This is a genomic window from Flavobacterium tagetis (assembly GCF_016735615.1).
Taxonomy (GTDB): Bacteria; Bacteroidota; Bacteroidia; order Flavobacteriales; family Flavobacteriaceae; genus Flavobacterium; species Flavobacterium tagetis.
Genome location: NZ_JAERSF010000006.1, coordinates 67,051 through 85,360, shown reverse-complemented (window position 1 = coordinate 85,360; position 18,310 = coordinate 67,051). Strand labels below are relative to the sequence as shown.

The window sequence follows — 18,310 nt, the reverse complement described above, 5'->3', positions numbered from 1 at the left end:
ATCTACATTTGGATTTTATTGCAAATTATGACCAAAGGTTTTAAAAATACTATCAGACAAATACATTTGTGGCTCGGTTTAGCATCGGGCCTCATTGTTTTTATAGTGAGTATTACGGGTTTTCTTTATGTTTTTGAAGAAGAAATTCGCGATTACGCAAACAAGGAATATCTTCATGTTCCCGTTCAGGAAAAGCCATTTATAGGTTTAAAAACTATAATTGAAAATTATGAACGTCTGGAACCGAAACAGAAAATTACAGCTTTAAAAATTGATAAAGCTGAACCGAATTCCACAGTTCAAATTTCGACAAAAAAGAAAAAGACCTATTATTTTAATCCGTACGATGGGACTTTAATAAACCAACAGGGAGCAGACTGGTTGAATACTGTACTAGAAATACATCGTACTTTGCTTTTGGGTGAAGTTGGAGAATTTATTCAAGGCTGGTCGGTAGTAATTTTTATCGTTATGCTGATTACGGGATTAATTTTATGGTTTCCAAAACAAAGACGTCTGCTTAAACAATCCTTGAAGATAAAATGGAGCGGTTCTTTTAAAAGAATCAATTTTGATCTGCATCAGGTTTTAGGATTCTATGCTTCTATTTTTTTGCTTTTAATTGCTTTTTCTGGAACGTATTTTAAATATGATACCGTTAAAAAAGGAGTTAGTCTGGTAACAGGAAGCAAGCTCAGAAAAGGTGATGAAGTAGTTTCTAATGCCAAAATTGATTCAACTACAATTCCTGTTCGTTATAATAATATCTACGAAAGTGCAAATGCAAAATACCCAGGTGCAACTTCAGTTTCATTTTCAATTAGAAAAACGGGTGAACTTCGCTTGAGAATGACGTATCCGAATGATTGGGCAAGAAATCAAAATACGCTTTTCTTTGACGGAAAAACAGGTCAGATGCTCAGAACCAAATTATATAAAGACAACAACACCGCAGATGTTTATGAAGCTAGTAATCACGACTTGCACACAGGAGTTTTCTTCGGACTTACAGGAAAAATAATCTGGAGTTTGGTAAGTTTGATTGGAGCTTCTTTGCCTATTACTGGATTTATAATTTGGTGGAAGAAAGGGAAGAAGTCTAAAACTAAGAAGACTAAGGCATAAAAAATCAAATAAAGTATAAAGCGCAAGATCTGATAGATTTTGCGCTTTTTTATTTTGAGGTAAATATGGTGTTGTTCTGGAGGAACATCCGGCCGGTAGAATTATGTTGAGCCGTTGTTTTACGTTCCGTAGGAACGTCTGATTTTTGAATATAATTTTTCAATAATAATAGCATCAAACGTTCCTACGGAACGTGAATATGGGGGGATTTTTTTTCTACCAACCAAACATTCCTACGGAATGATCAGACGATTTTGAGTCTTTCTTTTGTTAGATTTTCCATTAAACTAAATGGAAAATTTTGTTTCACTACAAATTTTCTCCAACTCATTACAAAATCCGTATTTTCACTTTTTATTTTAAGAAAATTTAGATTTTGCTATATTAAATTTGGTCGAAATGTAAAAAAATAAGACCATGCAGATTAGTTCAATTTCAGGCTCATTCTGGGAAAATAAAAAGAAAACTTCACTTTGGAATCGATTGTTTAGAAGAAGCAAGATTGTAGACAAAGAACTCACTACACCAGAGATTATTGGTAAAAATTGCCAAGGCTTACTACTTAAAAATGAAAACTTAAAATCGTTTCTTTTTTCTACAGACATGGCGCTTATCGAAAACAATGATGCCGATGCAATTCTGGCGGTGTATCCTTTTCCGCCATCTCCCAAAATAATTAAAACGCTGATTGATTTTGCTGGAAAACCTGTTGTTTGCGGTGTCGGTGGCGGAAAAACCAAAGGCAAAAAATCGGTAGAAATGGCAATCTATGCCGAACAGATGGGCGCATCAGGAATTATTGTCAATATTCCGTTTGAGAACAAGGACGTTAAAAAAATAAGAGAAAAAATTAGCATTCCCATCATAGCAACAGTCACATCTTCTGATTATGATTTTTTAAATGGAAAAATTAAAGCAGGCGTAGATATTTTTCATGTTTCGGGAGGAGCTCAAACCAATAAAATTGTAAAAGAGATATCTAATAAATTCCCCGATTTTCCTGTAATGTCAACTGGAGGAAAAAGTCTAAAAAGTATTGAAGAATCTATAGATTCGGGTTCGAGAGCAATCGTACTTTCGCCACCATCAAATAAGGATTTATTCAAAACTGTGATGGATAAATATCGAAATACGTTTGGCAATTTTTAATTTGATCAAAAAGCAAATAAATAAGAAAGGCAATCTCATAGGATTGCCTTTCTTATTTTTAAATCTAAAACGAATTAACCATGTGCTTCAACCGAAACATCTTTCCATTTTTCCCAGCTTTCTAATCTTTGGTCATAGCTTTGTTTTACAAAAGGGTATGCTACTTTTCCTAATAACAATCGTAAAGGAGGATTTTCGTTTTCTACTAATTTTACCACTATTGGAGCAGTCGCTTCAACTTTTCCAAATATGTTTTCTCTTTCAGCCAGAGCTTTTTTAATTTCGTCATAATAAGGCAAACTTTCGCTTGTAATTCCAGTATGCCAGATGTTAGACTCGTATCCGTTTGGTTCCAATAAAGTCACATTGATTCCGAATTGTTTTACTTCAGATGCTAATGTTTCGCTTAAACCTTCAACCGCAAATTTAGAAGCGCTGTAAAGCCCCATTCCTGTTGGTAAAGTTGCTAATCCTAAAATTGATGAAACTTGAATAATGTGACCGCTTTTTTGCTCTCTCATAATAGGAATAACAGCTTGTGTTAACCATAAAGTTCCAAAGAAATTGGTTTCAAACTGTTCTCTCGCTTCTTGTTCGCTTGCCTCTTCTACAGCTCCAGTAAGCGCATAACCCGCATTGTTGATTAAAACATCAATTGTTCCAAAATGATGTTTTGCTTTTTGAACGACTTGTAATGATTCTTCGCGATTATTGACATCAAGTTTTAATGGTAAAATGGCGCTTCCATATTTTTCTTTTAGATCATTTAAAGTATCTAAGTTTCTAGCTGTTGCAGCTACGTTGTAACCTTTAGCTAAAAAGGCTTCTGTCCAAGCTCTTCCAAATCCTTTTGAAGCTCCTGTAATTAAAATTGTTTTTGACATGGTGTTTATTTTTATAATTAATTGATTTTTAAAAATGACCAATCGGTCATTTTTGTGGTAAAAAAAAATTATATCAATTTTTCAGATATAATTTTTTTTAGACTTTTCTCTATTGTTTTCATGTTATCGTTATTTCCAGATACTCTAGACATTAAATGTCCGCCTTCAAGCATGGCAAAAAGTGCTGTAGCAAATTCTGATGCATTCCAATCTGGATTAAATTCTTTATTAGCAATTCCTTTTTCTATAATCGAAGTTAAAAGAGATTGCCCTCGCTTGATAGCAGTGTTTACTTTCTCTTTTACAATCGGATTGGTATCATCTGCTTCGGTTCCAAAGTTTAACAAAGGACATCCGCCAATTACGGGTGGATTGATCGGATTACTGAAAAACTCGATATAAGCAAAAAGCTGTTCTTTGGCACTTTTACTTTCTCTTAGAGCGGTTTCTAGTTTAGTGCTTAGTATTTTCATGTTATGATCTACTGCTGCGCAGGCCAAAACATCTTTATTCTCAAAGTGAACATACATACTTCCTTTAGACAATTTGGTTGCCTCCATAATATCGCTCATAGAAGTTGCAGCAATTCCTTTTGTATTAAAAATAGGAGCGGCTTTTTCTATAATAAATTGTCTGGTTTCTTCACCTTTTGTCATGATAGGTTGTATTTAACGATACAAATATATGACCGATTGGTCATAAAAACAAATAAAAAATGATTTTTTTGTGTATCTGATTGCTTTTTAAAAAGATAAAACAGCATCAAATGCTTTGAAAAGCTAGTGTTTAATGCTGTTTTTACCTAAATTAAATTTTCTATAAAAATTTAATTCGCTCTATTTCTTTCCTCTTCATTTCCAAAATTTCTTTCTTTAGATTTTACATTTTGATTTCCGAACTTATAACTCAAAGAAATTCTGAAACCTCTAGAGTCTCCATAGTTTCTCATCGTGTTTTTTATTCCGTTTGAATAATAAGAGATTAATGGTTTTTGAGCATTCAATAGATCTTCTCCTGTCAAAGTAATCGAAAGATTCTTTTTTAAGGCTAGAAATTTCACAGAAACATCTAAAATGTTCAAAGTAGATATATTGAAAACCTGATAACGTCCTGGCAATTGCAGACCATAATTTAAACCCAAAAAAAGAGTTTTAGATTGATTTACAGTAAAATCGTTATTGCTATATATATAGCCATTGTAGCCGTCGACAGATGCAATTAAATTAGTTCTTGATTTAACGTTTTGATAGTTTAAATTGAATCCCATATAGCTGTTCCACCAAGAATATTTATTGAAATTGTAATAGGTTGACAGCCCGATTTGGTAAGTGTCTGCATAATTTATCGGCGTGCTTTTAGTAACATTTGTTTCAGGATCTATAATGGCTAATTCTTGTCCGAAATTAGAAACCTGAGAAAAATAGATTGTATTTACCCATTTTTGATTTCGGATATAAGAAAACTCAAAATTGTCAATAATAGAAGGTTTCAAAAATGGATTTCCCTCAGAATAATAAAACGGACTAGTCTTAATGACAAACGGATTCAAATAATCAAAATCAGGTCGGCGGATTCTTCTACTGTAGTTTAGCGAGAACGTATTATTTTCGTTTGCATTGTAAGTCAGATAAGCCGTTGGAAATAATTTGATATAATTATTTTTATTAGTTTGATTCAGATTTTCAGAATAACCTTCTGTTTGTGTAGCTTCGGCTCTTAAACCGATTTGCGTTTCCCATTTTTCGCTTAATTTTTTATTTGCAGAAAAATATAAAGCTTCATTGTATTCTTTGTAAGTGAATATATTAGAAAAATCAGTATTTAAGATTGGAGTTCCAGTTTCGTTATCAAAAACCATGAGATTATTTTTGGTATTGGTGTAAAATCCTTTTCCGCCAAAACTAATATTTGCCCAAGAAGACGGAAGCGAAACATCGATTTTTGCTGAGTAATTTTTCAATAAGTTTAAATTAGAATTAATTGCTGCAAAATAAGTTCCTGGAATATTTTCTTTTTGATTATTCATTTCGTTCCCTGAAAATGTCCTTGAATCGTCTTTTTGGTAATTAAAATAATCCAAATCGACTGTTATGTTTTTACCTTCATTATTTAAAGCAAAAGCATTATTCCAGTTTAAAGAATTCATTTGCGGTTTGTTTTGCGCATTCACATCAGAAAGAATATAAGAGTTGATTTCGCCAGAAGTATTATAACGAGTTGTCAGCGGATTATTTGCTAAATTTCTATCATTAAAACTTCCTAAATATTTTACTCCAGAAGCCCATTTCTCCGTTAATTTATAATCAGTGCCAAAACCAATGCTTAATAAATTGGTTTTTGATTTGGTTGCAATATCTTGTTTCCAAAGTTCATTTGGATAATAAATTCGGTTATTAGAAGTGGTTCGAAATTGATCTGTTCCTTTATTAATCGAAGCTTGAAGCGACAATTTGTTGTAATTGTAAATAAATAATCCGTTTATATTTCCACTTGCATAACTTCTTTGCGTATAAGTAGTTCCGAAATTTGCAGTCCACGAATTGGCTTTGGCTGTTTTCAATTTAATGTTAATTAAACCGCTGTTTCCTTCCGCCTCATATTTTGCTGGAGGCGTTGTAATTACTTCAATGCTTTTTATATTATCCGCGGGAATCGATCTTAGAAATGCAGTTAAATCTTCTTGCGTCATTTTATTCAAACGGTCATCAATCATAACCAAAACGTCTCCTTTTCCAACAATAGAAATGGTTTCGTTCTGAACTCTTACTGTTGGCGTAGATTTTAATGCATCCAAAGCTGTACCGCCAGTTGCAGTAACCGAATTTTCGACATTAAAAACCAATCGATCTACTTTTTGCTCAACCAGTTTTTTTCTAGATTTTACTGTTACACCGTCAAGCTGAATCTGTTCTTTTACTTCTATTTCTCCTAAATCAAGATCTTTATTTATGATTATTTCTTTGACACTGAATTCGGTTCCAAATTGTTCTATAATTAACTTATAATTCCCTTTTTCAGGACTTAAAATGAAGTTACCTAAACTATCAATTGAAGCTTGCTGATACAACGTTTTGTCGGTTTTTAATAAAGTCGCTGTTGCAAATTCTAAAGGTGTTTTGTTTTGATTTATAATTTTTCCTTTTAAAGAAAATTGCTGAGCAAACGTGTTAATTTGAAATAGAAATACAACTGATACTAAAATGATTCTGTTCATGGTTTAAAAATTAATTACAGGACAAAACTGTTAGAATTAAAATCTAAAACCCACTTTTATCGACAAACCCCGCCAATTAATCTGCAAACCCATAAAAAGCTTTTTACTGAATGTATATCTTTGTTTTAAAAATATACCGAATGTATAAAGGAACCATTACCAAAAGGCTAGAATGTCTAATTCATATTATTTATTGGCTTTTAATTTCATATTTCACCTTCGTAAAAAATCCGATTGGAGCACGATTTTCTGTACCTGATTTATTTCTTTGCACTTATTTTATCGTTTTTATTATTACGTTTTATTTTCATTATCTGATCGTAATGAAAAAGGTTTTCAAAGCTTTTAATTGGAAAAGACTTTTTGCAGGAGTTTTTGTTTCGTATCTCGTTTTTACTTTTCTAAGATTCTTTTTTGAACAGATCATAACCAAACTTTTATTTGATAGAGTAAATTATACGAGCGTTAATTTTCTGAATTATATGCTCGATAATCTGCATTACAGCAGTATGTCTATTATTTTGAGTTCGTTTCTTTGGTTTGTTATTTATTCGATTCGTCTTTTAGAATACAACAAGCTTATTCTAGAAGAAAACAAGAATACTGAAATCAAATTTTTGAAAGCACAGATTAATCCGCACTTTGTATTTAATACTTTAAATAACATTTATTCAATGGTTTATTTTCAATCAGATAAGTCATTAACTGCAATTGATAAATTAAGCCAGATTATGCGTTTTACGACTTACGAATCGCAGAAAGAAAAGATTAAACTTTCAGACGAAGTTGCGTATATAAAAGCGTATATTGAACTCGAAGAATTGAGGCATCAGGAAAGCCTTTTTGTTGATTTGAAGCTGGAACTGGAAAATGAGTTTGAAGAAATTCCGCCGTATATTTTATCACCTTTAGTAGAAAATGCATTAAAACACGGAGCTGTTTCTAATAGTGAACCGATCGAAATCTACTTGAAAGTTTTATTAGGAAAATTAATTTTTAAAGTGAAAAATAAAATCGGAACGCAGAAAAAAGATAGTTTAGGTGGAATTGGATTGGATAATTTGCAAAAGCGTCTAGAGATTCATTATCCCGAAAAACACCAACTTAAAATTACAAACGAGGAAAACCATTTTACAGCCGAACTTGAAATAGATTTAAAATGAATAAAAAAATAAACTGCATTATTCTAGACGACGAACCTTTTGCTGTAAAACTAATTGCCGATTATGCTTCTAAAATTTCCAGATTGAATGTTTTGTATGCTGACAGTGATGTTTTTAAAGTAATTGAAGTTCTAAATACAGAATCGGTTGATTTGATTTTTATTGATATTCAGATGCCGCAATTAACGGGAATTGAATTGATGCAGATGTTTAATCAGAAGTATAATTTTATCATTACATCGGCTTACCCGCAATATGCTCTGGAAGCTTTTCAGTTTCACGTAATTGATTATTTGTTGAAGCCCATTACGTTTAACCGTTTCTATCAAAGTGTTGAGAAATTTATTCGCTGGCAAGAAACTTTTCAAGTTACTGAAAAAGCAGACAACGATTATCTATTTGTAAAAGCAGATCGAAAGCATTATAAAATTGCTTTAAACGATATTCTCTATATTGAAGGATTACGAGATTATATTCGCATTCATACCAATGACGAAAAGATTATGGCATTGGAAAATATGAAAGATATTTTGGAGAAACTTCCATCAAACCAATTTATTAGAATTCATCGTTCGTATATTATTCCAAAAGATAAAATTAAGGTTATTGATGGAAATCAGATTGTAATGAAAAGCGGTAATGCTTTGCCAATTGGGGAAACGTATAGGAAGTTGGTTAGTGAGTGGTTGGTTTAAAAAAATATAATATTAAACAATAATTTTAAAACCATCCTTCCTTAATCCCTTTTATAATGGCTTCTGTTATGTTTTTTGTTTGTGTTTTTCTTAAAATATTTCGACGATGTGTATTAATTGTTTCTACACTTAAAAATAATTTAATTGATAGTGACTTACTGCTATGACCATCACATAAATTTTTTAAAATTTCTTTCTCTCTTTTCGTTAAAATTTCTTTGCTTGGTTTATAAATGGTTCGCAATTTAACATCAATAAAAGATGGTTCGTCATCTAATCCTATAAATGATAATATTGGTTTCCCAGTAGATTTTAGATTGGTAATGTCAGTATGTATATCAAGAACTCTTAACGGTCTACCTTCTGAGGTAGTTTGAATAGTATATATTTGTTGTAGAATTCGAATATAGTTTCCATTTTTATGTTTAATTCTATAGTCATATCTAATTTTGTATTTCATAATTTTCTCACTCGAAAAGTTTGAGAAAAAATGCATAGCAGTATTTTCAATATTTAAAAAGAAAGGAATATCTTCAGGATGAATATTAGCAATAGAGTATTCTGTAGTGAAATCTTGTGGTAAACAACCTAAAACTTTGGTTACATTTTCTTGCACATATTCGATTGTTGAAGTTGCAAGATTAAAAATAAGATAGTAATATTCTCCAATTGAGAAAATATCGACTATTTTCTTTATATAATCGATATTATAGTCAGGAGATGTATATCTATTAGACTTAGAAACATCATTCCATATTTTTTGAAGTTCTTCTAGTGGGTTATTAAGCATGTAAAGAATTTAACGTTAAAACAAAAAGCAATTAAACAAAAATACTCAAAAGTGAGTATTTTTTTACGTTTGTATGTTGTTTATTTTTGAAAATGTAAAAGTTATATTGTTGTTTATTAGTTTGTTATGTTTTATTTCTTTGTGTGTATCTTATTAAAATAGCTTAGGGGAAACTGAAAACCTTATAGAGTAAGTATTATTAAAAATAAAAAAAATGAAAAATATTATTGATGGAGCTAATCTTCCTAAAATTACTGAATTAGAATTATCTAAGATCAAAAATGTTATTAATGATTTTGAAGGCCAAAATTTAATTTGTGGTTTTTTACAGGCATATGGAAACCCTTACAATGTAACTGTAACAGCAACCGAAAGTAAATGTTTTACATGGGTATTTAAAAAAGATGGAAAAGTAACTGGTCAACAGTCTGTTCAAGCAGAAGCAGGACAATCTTACAATGCTTACTCATCAGATGGCATAACTACGGTAGGAATAAATTGTGACTGCTTATTTTAAAATAGGAGCTAATGTTTGTTTTCAACGTACTCTTGAAAGTGTTAATTTAAAAAGAATGTGCAAGTGTCTTTGATCTTTGCACATTTTTTTTATTCCCGATAGTATATTTCAAAAAAATTAAATCTCATACTAACAAAATATCTATACACTAAAGTTTTAATTAAATTTGGAATAGCAAAACAAAAATTTCAATGAAAATCAAATTCTGATGACGAACGGTGTGGCTCTGCCAATTGGTGAAACGTATCGAAAACTGGTTAGTGAGTGGTTGGTTTAAAACAAATAAAAAAATGAAAAATGGGGAAATAATTGAAATTCAAAAACAAATTTGTAATAAATACGGAATTGAGTTTGAACCGTGTGATTTGCATTTAAAAGTTGGAATTTCATTAAATATAATTGAGAAAAACTACGAAATGCCAATTTACGCATCTAGGCTTCGTGTTGAAAATGGTACAAATGGTTGGTATATCTGGGCCGGTGACTATTCTGAGGCTGATGATTTCTTTAAGCCTTTACATGCTTCTCACTTAACAGATTATTGTCCATTACTTTTACCTTATTTAGGATTAGCTCCTGGAAGCAGATTTTTAATTGCAGAAAATGGCAATTATGTTGATGTTTGGGAGGATTTGTCGTTGTTGGAAATGTAATTCGAAAAGCACAAAGTTAAGCATGAGCGAGATACTCGTGTTAGCAGATGAATAGCCGAAATGTTTTTAATTTTCCTTAGTTCATACGTTTTTTTCCTGTATTCATTGTTTTGCTGTTGAGTATGGACCAACACCAGAATACTTTTGTCTCATTAAACAATTAGAATTATAAAGAGATGAATAGAGAACTTGTATTTTTAAGAGCATTTGCTGCAGTTGTGGGGATTGGTGTAACCTTCCTTATGGTATCCGCATTCAAAAAGTCGGAGAACCAAAGATTCGGTGAGATTGATGTCGAGCGAATCAATATTGTAGAAAAAGACGGAACGGTAAAAATGGTCATTACTAATGTCGAGCGTTTTCCGAATGGAACTGACAAAATCAATAATCGTTCTACTAATTCCGAGCGTAAGAAGCGTTCAGGAATGCTGTTCTTCAACGAGGAAGGCATTGAAACAGGTGGCTTCATATATGACGGAAAGAAGAATAAGAATGGACATTCAGCAGGGCTTTCTCTTACTTACGATCAATATGATGGAGATCAGGTAATGCAATTACTAATGCAAGATATTGAAAAGGATGAAAAAAGATTTGTGAGCAGCACACTTGCATTCAACGATCGACCAAGTAAAGAGTCACAGCTTAAAACCATGGAAATTATGAAAGAGCTGGAAGAACTCCGCAAAAAAGACCCGAAACTGATGGAGGAGAAATATAAAGAATATGAGACGAAAGGGTTACTGGGCGGGGTTCCTCGTGTGATGCTTGGTAAATCTAGAAGTCAAAACAACGGACTGTTTCTTTTCGACGATAAAGGAATGCCTAGAGCAATGTTTTATGTGGACAAGGAAAACAATGCAAAACTCGATTTCTTTGACGATAAGGGAAATACGATTGTTTCTTTTCCAGAGACTAAAAAATAAAATGCCAATTAGTATGAAACAGTTCTATGGAATATATAGAACTGTTTTTTTGTAAATTGCCCTACCAAAATGTAATGAAAAATATCATCCATAAAATAAACGAAAACCGCGGTTTCTTACTGTTTATCTTGCTATTTGCATATGTGCAGTCTATTTACACCCGAATTGTAGGAAGACAGGAGATCAATGCATATACGTTTACCCCAGAAGCTGCATTGGCAACATTGATAGGAGCGGGTATTTTGTTTTTAATTATTCTTTTCTTTATACGAAAATGGCAAAAAAATGATGTTTTCGATACACGGACAATGCTGAAAGTTTTTGGTTGGTCATTGCTTGCATTTGTAGTTTCAATGTTGCTGATTGGATTTTTGATTTCACTGGCATTTGGTACTATAGCAAGAAATTTTAATCCGCATACCTTGACGATTTCGCTTTTTTCACATTTTCTGGACGGATTTATTTACGGCAGTTTTTTTCTAGCTTATTACTATTATCAAGATAATAAAAAGCATCAGCAGAAACTAACAGCCTATAATGAAGCATTGGCGGAAAGTAAAATTAGCCAGCTTAAAACCCAGTTAAATCCGCATTTTCTGTTTAACAACTTGAACATATTGGATCAGCTGATAGAAGAGGACAAAGAGAAAGCTTCAGATTTTCTAAATGAATTTGCAGAAATTTATCGCTACGTTTTACAGTCGACAGATAAAGAGTTGGTTAGCATTAAGGAAGAAATTGATTTTGTTCAACAATATTTCAAGCTATTCGATTATAAATACGGAAACGCCTATCAGCTGCAAATTGAAATGGATAACACTAATGGCTTTATTGTTCCGATGGCATTGCAATTGCTTCTGGAAAATGCGGTGCAGCACAATTTGGGAACGAAAGAGAAACCGATTCGCATTCAAATAGAAACAGGTGCAAATATTTCTGTTTCCAACAACCTCAATCTTAAACGAAACAGCAAGCCAGCATCAGGACGGGCATTGAAGAACCTAGAAGAACAGTATGGACTGCTTTCTGGAAGGTGTATAGAAATTCATCAAACAGAAAAAACTTTTTCGGTCAGTATTCCTTTAATTCACAAGCAAAACATATGATAAAAATACTAATCATAGAAGACGAAATTCCGGCAAGGAAAAAACTAAAACGCTTTATAAAAGAATTGGATTCGCCAACTGAAATCTTGGCAGAATTGGATACGGTGCAATCTGCAATTGAATTTTTGAACCACCATCAACCTGATATTATTCTTTCTGATATTGAACTTTTGGATGGAAATGCTTTCGAAATTTATGAACAAGTTTCCGTTACGTGTCCCATAATTTTTACAACTGCTTATGACCAATTTTGGATGAATGCTTTTGAAGGCAATGGAATTGCTTATCTGCTGAAACCCTTTTCCAAAGAGCGTTTTAATAAAGCTTGGGATAAATTTCGCTTGCTTAAACATTCAGCAGCTGAAGAACAAAATGCAATCATCAATTTGACCCAACTTATCCGACAGAATTTTTCAGAGAAGTCTTATAAAAGGCGTTTTACAATCAGTACGCATCAAGGTATTTACTTTCTGGACACGGAAGCCATTTTGTTTTTTGAAGCGAATGAAGGCGTGGTATTTGCTTATGACTGTCAAGGAAAAAAACATCTGCTGTCCGAATCAACTTTAAAGGAAATAGAAGAACAGCTCAATCCTTTGCATTTTTACCGCATAAACCGAGGTGAACTCATTCACAAACCTTATATAGAAAAAATAGAGCGCTATAATAAAAATACACTGGCCATCAAGCTAAAAGATTATAAAACTCACCTCAAAACAAGCCAAAGCCAAACAGCTGCATTCCGCGAATGGGTAGAGAAATAGGAAATCTGGCTAAAAAAGATATGTCTAGTAATAAAGAACACAACGGCATTGTTATTTTTCTATTCTATATAATATAATTGTAATTAATTGAAATATAGTGTTTTGATTGTTTTTTTTTGATTAAATTTATCTAAAAAAAGATGCAATATGGTTACAGCTATACTTAGAGAACATCCTGAACTAGCACTTTTCTTATGCTTAGCTTTTGGATTCTTAATCGGACGCATTAAAATAGGTACATTTAAAATTGGTGTAGTATTAGGAACTTTATTCGCTGGAGTTCTAATTGGCCAGTTGGATATTGAAATTCCTGATATTGTAAAAACTATTTTCTTTGATTTTTTCCTGTTTTCAACAGGATATAAAGTCGGACCCCAATTTTTTCAAGGTTTTAAAAAGAATGCCTTTCCACAATTATTGCTCACTTTGGTAATTTGCTTATCTTGTTTAATAGTGGCATATTCTGTCTCTACTTTTTTAGGCTATGACATAGGAACAGCAGCAGGATTATTAGCAGGAGCGTTTTCCGAATCAACTGTAATTGGTACCGCCTCAGATGCTATCAGCCACTTAAATCTTGCTGATGCAGAGAAAACAAGATTAATCAATAATATTCCAGTAGCCTATTCTGTAACTTATCTTGTAGGAGCAGCATCTTTTGTTTTTTTTCTGACTGGAATTGCTCCAAAATTGCTTGGCATTGATTTAGTTGAAGAAAGTAATAAACTGGCAGAAACCATTTCGGGTGAAACTGAATACGGTCCAGGAATGAAAAGCGCCTATCAGAGATGGATTATTCGGGCGTATAAAATTACCAATGAGAAATGGATTGGAATCAGTATAAGCGAGTTTGAGAGATTAATATCCAACAAGAATATTGTTATTCAGAGAATACGCCATAAAGATCAATTGTTAGATCCAAACCCCGATACTATAATTCATAAAGATGATGTTATGGTTATTATGGGGCAGCACGGAATCATTTTGGACAGTCTCTTTTCTATTGGACCAGAAGTTTTGGATGAGGAATTGCTGAATTTTCCACTAGCACATTTAGATGTTACGATCACCAATAAGGCTATCGATGGAATAACAGTGAAATCTCTTAGAAAAAGTAGTTTTTATCATGGACTAATGCTAAATAAGATAACGAGAGAAAATCATGAAATACCACTTGAGTCAAAAACAGTTTTGAATAGAGGTGATATTTTAAATCTTTCAGGGCGACCTGCAAAATTGGAAGAAGCAGCGAAAGAAATTGGTTATCTAGATCGTTTAAGTCCTGAGACCGATATAATTTTTGTTGGTCTGGGTATTGTCCTTGGTGGACTTTTAGGTTTGCTTTCGGTTACATTATTTGGTGTATCAGTAACTTTAACGACAAGCGGTGGTGCGTTGGTAATGGGACTGATTTTTGGCTGGCTGCATTCAAGAACGCCAGTTTTTGGCAGAATTCCAGAGCCCGCATTGTGGATATTTGACAACGTTGGTCTTGCAGCGTTTATTGGGCTTGTTGGTCTTGCAGCTGGTCCAAGTTTTATCTCGGGTCTTAAAGAAACTGGTTTTGGCATTTTGCTTGCTGGTGTGGCTGTCGCCTTAATTCCTCATATCATCGGAATGTATTTTGGAAGATATATATTAAAAATAAATCCCCTAATCTTACTCGGCGCGCAAACAGGTGCAGGGACCTCAACAATCGGATTAAAAGCCGTCCAAGATGCATCGGGAAGTAAATTTCCAGTTTTAGGCTATACTATTCCATACGCATTAGCCAATATATTATTGACTGCTTTTGGGCCAATACTTGTAGGTATGATGTCTTAATTAATAGGCTGTAAAGTTAAAACGCAATCTCAAAAAAAATCGAGATTGCGTTTGCATTAAAAATCAGTTAGTTGAGTTAATTAAATTCCACCATAACGCAGTGTCGATCCTAGAACCAGCATTGCAACACCAATTGAAGTAACCGTTAATATAATAACAGTCATTTTATTGATATTATTTGGTTTAAGTTTTGGAATAATGAAAAATTGTGCACAAACTGCACAAAAGAAAGTGCAGAAAAGCAAAATCAGTTTTATGGAAACTACTTTTTCAAATCCGCTAGAAAAGTGAAACCAGGTTTCTGCTGTGACACCAAAATCATATGCCATCCAAATTCCGGTTATAATGAGTAAAGCGAGAGAAGACATGCCGAGTTTCTCGTATTTTTTTTCAAAGTTTAAAATAATCTTAGGGTCTTTGTTCTTCAATGCTGTTGGAAGATAACAAATAGCTAAAAGCAAATGACCACCAACCCAGATTGTAGCAGCTAAAAGATGAAGTATTAATACAAAATGATGTGAAGTCATAACGTGTTCATTTTGAGTTGTCAATCTCTAAAAATAACTTTTATTTTTGGAGTGGAAAAGTTTTTAAGTTGTATTTCTTTATTTGAATGATCTAGTTTTGAAAGTGTTGGCACATTATTCATAAAATGCTGTACATAATAATTTCCTTCAAAATTTTGATTTTCAAGATATTCAATCATTTTTGTAAAATCAGATTCTTTGATTAAAGAAGAATGAAAAGTAGTACGAACTTCAAATGAAATATTCGACCGAATTAAAATAGAAAGACTTTCTTCAAATTCTGAAAATAAGCCTGATTGCGTTAGTTTTTTAAAGGTATGAGGAAGACTTTTATAATCTAACGCGACATAATCAATTAATTGATGATGAATCAGGCTATTCAATATTTTTGGGTTGGAACCGTTGGTATCTATTTTCACCGCAAATTCCATCGTTTTGATTTCTTTTATAAAATCAATTATTTTTTTGTGTAAAGTGCATTCGCCACCGCTTAAAACTACTCCGTCTAGTAATCCTTTTCGGGTTTTAAGGAACGAAAGAACAGCATCAAAATCTATTTTTCCTTTTCCTAAAACAATATCTGGATTGTAGCAGTATAAGCACCGCATGTTACAGCCTGCAAACCACACAATGCAGGCCGTTTTATGCGGATAATCTAATAAAGTAAAAGGCGTGAGGCTAAATATTCCTTTAATAGATGATGGTTTCTTCGAAATGTGTACGCTGTTGGTGTTCACCTTTTTTTCCAATATTAAAACTTTCTACAGGTCTGTGATACCCCATTACACGTGTATAAACCAAACATTTGCTTCTTTGGGATTTTTTTTCTTCTAGAATTTTAAGCGTTTTCGTTTTCATAAGCCAAGTGTTTTTGATTGTTTTTATTGAGTAAAATTTCGTCGCATTTTGGGCAATATTCATGTTCTCCGTTTAAGTAGCCGTGGATAGGGCAAATGCTGAAAATTGGTGTTACGGTTATATAAGGCAGTTTAAAGTTGGTTAAAACTTTTTTTACGAAGTTTTTACAGGCTTCTGGACTGCTAATTTTTTCTCTCATATAAAGATGCAAAACTGTACCGCCAGTGTATTTGCATTGCAATTCATCTTGAAGCAATAAGGCTTCAAAAGGATCATCGGTATGATCGACTGGAATTTGTGAACTATTAGTATAGTATATGTTTTCATTTTGTCCCGCTTGCAGAATTTCTGGAAAACGTTTTTTGTCTTCTTTTGCAAAACGATACGTTGTTCCTTCTGCTGGAGTTGCTTCTAGATTATAAAGGTTTCCTGTTTCTTCTTGAAATTCTTTCATTCGCAGTCGAATATGATCTAGAATTTCTGTCGCGAAATGTATTCCTGAAGTGTCGGTTATATTTTGTTTTCCTTCAGAAAAATTCACAACCATTTCATTCATTCCGTTTACGCCAATGGTAGAAAAGTGATTTCTAAAATGTTTCAAATAACGCTGTGTATACGGATAAAGCCCGCGGTCGTACATCTGCTGTATAAAAATCCTTTTTTTCTCTAAAGTCGATTTTGCAATTTGAAGCAATTCATCCAAATGTTCGAACAAACTAATTATGTTTCCTTTATGCAAATATCCAAGACGAGCCATGTTGATGGTTACCACGCCAATACTTCCCGTCATTTCGGCACTTCCAAAAAGACCATTTCCGCGTTTTAGCAATTCTCTTAAATCTAGCTGTAAACGGCAGCACATACTGCGTACCGCATTTGGTTTATAAGCATCTGGATTTTCGATTCGATTCCCGTTATCATCCAATAGATATTGGCTTCCAATAAAATTCTGGAAATAAGACGAACCAATTTTCGCCGTATTTTCAAAAAGCAAATCTACATTTTCGCCATTCCAATCAAAATCTTCGGTAATATTTACTGTCGGAATAGGGAATGTAAAAGGTTGACCGTTGGCATCGCCTTCAGTCATAATGGTATAATACGCTTTATTGATAAGATTCATTTCTTTTTGAAAATCAGCATATTTCAAATCTATCAATTTAGAAACGCCTCTGTTTTTAGCTTCTTCAATTAGATTTTGATCTTGAATTTTTAAAAATAAATGTTCGTCATTTCTAGTCGGAATCTGTTCTTTTAAATCTTCTGGAACATTCCAATCCAAAGTAATGTTCGTAAAAGGCGATTGTCCCCAACGTGCAGGCACATTTAGATTGTAAACGAAACTTCTAATTCCTTTTAAGACTTCTTCATAAGAAAGCTGATCTTTAAAAACATAAGGTGCTAAATAAGTATCAAAAGAACTAAAAGCTTGAGCACCTGCCCATTCGCTTTGCAAAATTCCTAAGAAATTAGCCATTTGGCCCAATGCTTCTCTAAAATGAGAAGGAGGTCTGCTCTCGACACGGCCACGCACGCCGTTAAAACCTTCATTTAACAGCACACGCAAGCTCCAACCAGCGCAGTATCCGGTAAGACAATCCAGATCATGGATGTGTATGTCGCCATTCCTGTGAGCAGAACCTTCTTCTTTATTATATATTTTATCCAGCCAATAATTGGCAATAACTTTTCCTGTGGTATTGCTGACTAGTCCCGCGTTTGAATACGAAATATTTGCATTAGCATTAATTCGCCAATCTGATTGGTTGATGTATTCTTCAACAGTTTGTGTACTGTCTATATAAGTGGTGTCATCGTTTAAACCGTTAATATGTTCTCGCTGTAATTTTCTCGTATGACGATAAATTATAAACGAACGCATGGTTTGGAAATATCCGTTTTCAAAAAGCACTCTTTCTATAATGTCCTGAATTTCTTCTACAGGCCACGAGTATTTTGCCTCAAGACCAGAAAGAACAGTTTTGAAAATTCTCTTGTCTACTGGCTGACTGACGCTCTGAAAGGCTTTTTGAATGGCATCCTGAATTTTATAAGCTTCAAAAGGCTTATAATCTCCGTTGCGTTTGATTACATATTTTTCCATGGTTTTGTTTTTAT

At 33.0% G+C, this 18,310-nt stretch carries 18 protein-coding genes; 10 read left to right on the top strand and 8 right to left on the bottom strand.

Annotated features, from left to right (window positions below; translation table 11 throughout):
* Positions 1 to 27: 27 nt before the first annotated feature.
* Positions 28 to 1,125, top strand: coding sequence for a PepSY-associated TM helix domain-containing protein (locus JI750_RS21460; protein ID WP_236673129.1), 1,098 nt, complete (start codon positions 28 to 30; stop codon positions 1,123 to 1,125).
* Positions 1,126 to 1,542: 417 nt separating this feature from the next.
* Positions 1,543 to 2,274, top strand: a complete 732-nt coding sequence (locus tag JI750_RS21455) for a hypothetical protein (protein WP_202006453.1) — start codon at positions 1,543 to 1,545, stop codon at positions 2,272 to 2,274.
* A 74-nt stretch (positions 2,275 to 2,348) separates the two neighbouring features.
* Here JI750_RS21455 and JI750_RS21450 read toward each other — a convergent pair whose 3' ends face one another.
* From JI750_RS21450 to JI750_RS21440, 3 genes are all read right to left on the bottom strand, one after another.
* Complete coding sequence (locus JI750_RS21450) at positions 2,349 to 3,158, bottom strand: SDR family NAD(P)-dependent oxidoreductase (protein WP_202006452.1); 810 nt, start codon at positions 3,156 to 3,158, stop codon at positions 2,349 to 2,351.
* Between the two features lie 68 nt (positions 3,159 to 3,226).
* Positions 3,227 to 3,814 carry a TetR/AcrR family transcriptional regulator gene (locus JI750_RS21445; protein WP_202006451.1) on the bottom strand — a complete coding sequence of 196 codons (588 nt, stop codon included), beginning with the start codon at positions 3,812 to 3,814 and terminating at the stop codon, positions 3,227 to 3,229.
* Positions 3,815 to 3,984: 170 nt separating this feature from the next.
* The gene (locus tag JI750_RS21440) at positions 3,985 to 6,372 is read right to left on the bottom strand and encodes an outer membrane beta-barrel family protein (protein WP_202006450.1); all 2,388 of its coding nucleotides are present in this window, start codon (positions 6,370 to 6,372) and stop codon (positions 3,985 to 3,987) included.
* Between the two features lie 140 nt (positions 6,373 to 6,512).
* On the opposite strand from JI750_RS21440, the gene JI750_RS21435 reads away from it, so the two are divergent.
* Both JI750_RS21435 and JI750_RS21430 read left to right on the top strand, forming a co-directional pair.
* Entirely contained in the window at positions 6,513 to 7,535 is a 1,023-nt protein-coding gene (locus JI750_RS21435) for a sensor histidine kinase (protein ID WP_202006449.1), read from the top strand.
* On the top strand, positions 7,532 to 8,230 hold the full coding sequence (locus JI750_RS21430; protein WP_202006448.1) for a LytR/AlgR family response regulator transcription factor: 699 nt from the start codon (positions 7,532 to 7,534) through the stop codon (positions 8,228 to 8,230). The genes JI750_RS21435 and JI750_RS21430 overlap by 4 nt, the downstream gene beginning before the upstream one ends.
* 25 nt (positions 8,231 to 8,255) lie before the next feature.
* On the opposite strand, the gene JI750_RS21425 is transcribed toward JI750_RS21430, so the two are convergent.
* The gene (locus JI750_RS21425) at positions 8,256 to 9,020 is read right to left on the bottom strand and encodes a LuxR C-terminal-related transcriptional regulator (protein WP_202006447.1); all 765 of its coding nucleotides are present in this window, start codon (positions 9,018 to 9,020) and stop codon (positions 8,256 to 8,258) included.
* 214 nt (positions 9,021 to 9,234) lie between these two features.
* Between JI750_RS21425 and JI750_RS21420 the strand changes: the two genes are divergently transcribed.
* From JI750_RS21420 to aspT, 6 genes are all read left to right on the top strand, one after another.
* Entirely contained in the window at positions 9,235 to 9,537 is a 303-nt protein-coding gene (locus JI750_RS21420; RefSeq protein ID WP_202006446.1) for a hypothetical protein, read from the top strand.
* A 290-nt stretch (positions 9,538 to 9,827) separates the two neighbouring features.
* Positions 9,828 to 10,190, top strand: a complete 363-nt coding sequence (locus tag JI750_RS21415; protein WP_202006445.1) for an immunity protein Imm33 domain-containing protein — start codon at positions 9,828 to 9,830, stop codon at positions 10,188 to 10,190.
* Between the two features lie 176 nt (positions 10,191 to 10,366).
* A complete protein-coding gene (locus JI750_RS21410; RefSeq protein ID WP_202006444.1) occupies positions 10,367 to 11,113 on the top strand; it encodes a hypothetical protein in 747 nt (248 codons plus the stop codon).
* A 74-nt stretch (positions 11,114 to 11,187) separates the two neighbouring features.
* On the top strand, positions 11,188 to 12,219 hold the full coding sequence (locus JI750_RS21405; protein WP_202006443.1) for a sensor histidine kinase: 1,032 nt from the start codon (positions 11,188 to 11,190) through the stop codon (positions 12,217 to 12,219).
* Positions 12,216 to 12,983 (top strand): LytR/AlgR family response regulator transcription factor, encoded by a 768-nt coding sequence (locus JI750_RS21400; RefSeq protein ID WP_202006442.1) that lies wholly within the window; start codon positions 12,216 to 12,218, stop codon positions 12,981 to 12,983. Before JI750_RS21405 ends, JI750_RS21400 begins: the two co-directional genes overlap by 4 nt.
* Positions 12,984 to 13,130: 147 nt before the next feature.
* A complete protein-coding gene (gene aspT / locus JI750_RS21395) occupies positions 13,131 to 14,807 on the top strand; it encodes an aspartate-alanine antiporter (protein ID WP_202006441.1) in 1,677 nt (558 codons plus the stop codon).
* A gap of 80 nt (positions 14,808 to 14,887) precedes the next feature.
* Here aspT and JI750_RS21390 read toward each other — a convergent pair whose 3' ends face one another.
* The 4 genes from JI750_RS21390 to JI750_RS21375 are packed head-to-tail and all read right to left on the bottom strand — an operon-like array spanning position 14,888 to position 18,296.
* On the bottom strand, positions 14,888 to 15,334 hold the full coding sequence (locus JI750_RS21390; protein WP_202006440.1) for a CopD family protein: 447 nt from the start codon (positions 15,332 to 15,334) through the stop codon (positions 14,888 to 14,890).
* 20 nt (positions 15,335 to 15,354) lie between these two features.
* A complete protein-coding gene (locus JI750_RS21385; protein ID WP_369410046.1) occupies positions 15,355 to 16,071 on the bottom strand; it encodes an anaerobic ribonucleoside-triphosphate reductase activating protein in 717 nt (238 codons plus the stop codon).
* A complete protein-coding gene (nrdD, locus tag JI750_RS22135; RefSeq protein WP_202006439.1) occupies positions 16,025 to 16,192 on the bottom strand; it encodes an anaerobic ribonucleoside-triphosphate reductase in 168 nt (55 codons plus the stop codon). Before nrdD ends, JI750_RS21385 begins: the two co-directional genes overlap by 47 nt.
* Positions 16,173 to 18,296 carry a ribonucleoside triphosphate reductase gene (locus tag JI750_RS21375; protein ID WP_202006438.1) on the bottom strand — a complete coding sequence of 708 codons (2,124 nt, stop codon included), beginning with the start codon at positions 18,294 to 18,296 and terminating at the stop codon, positions 16,173 to 16,175. The genes nrdD and JI750_RS21375 overlap by 20 nt, the downstream gene beginning before the upstream one ends.
* Positions 18,297 to 18,310 lie beyond the last annotated feature (14 nt).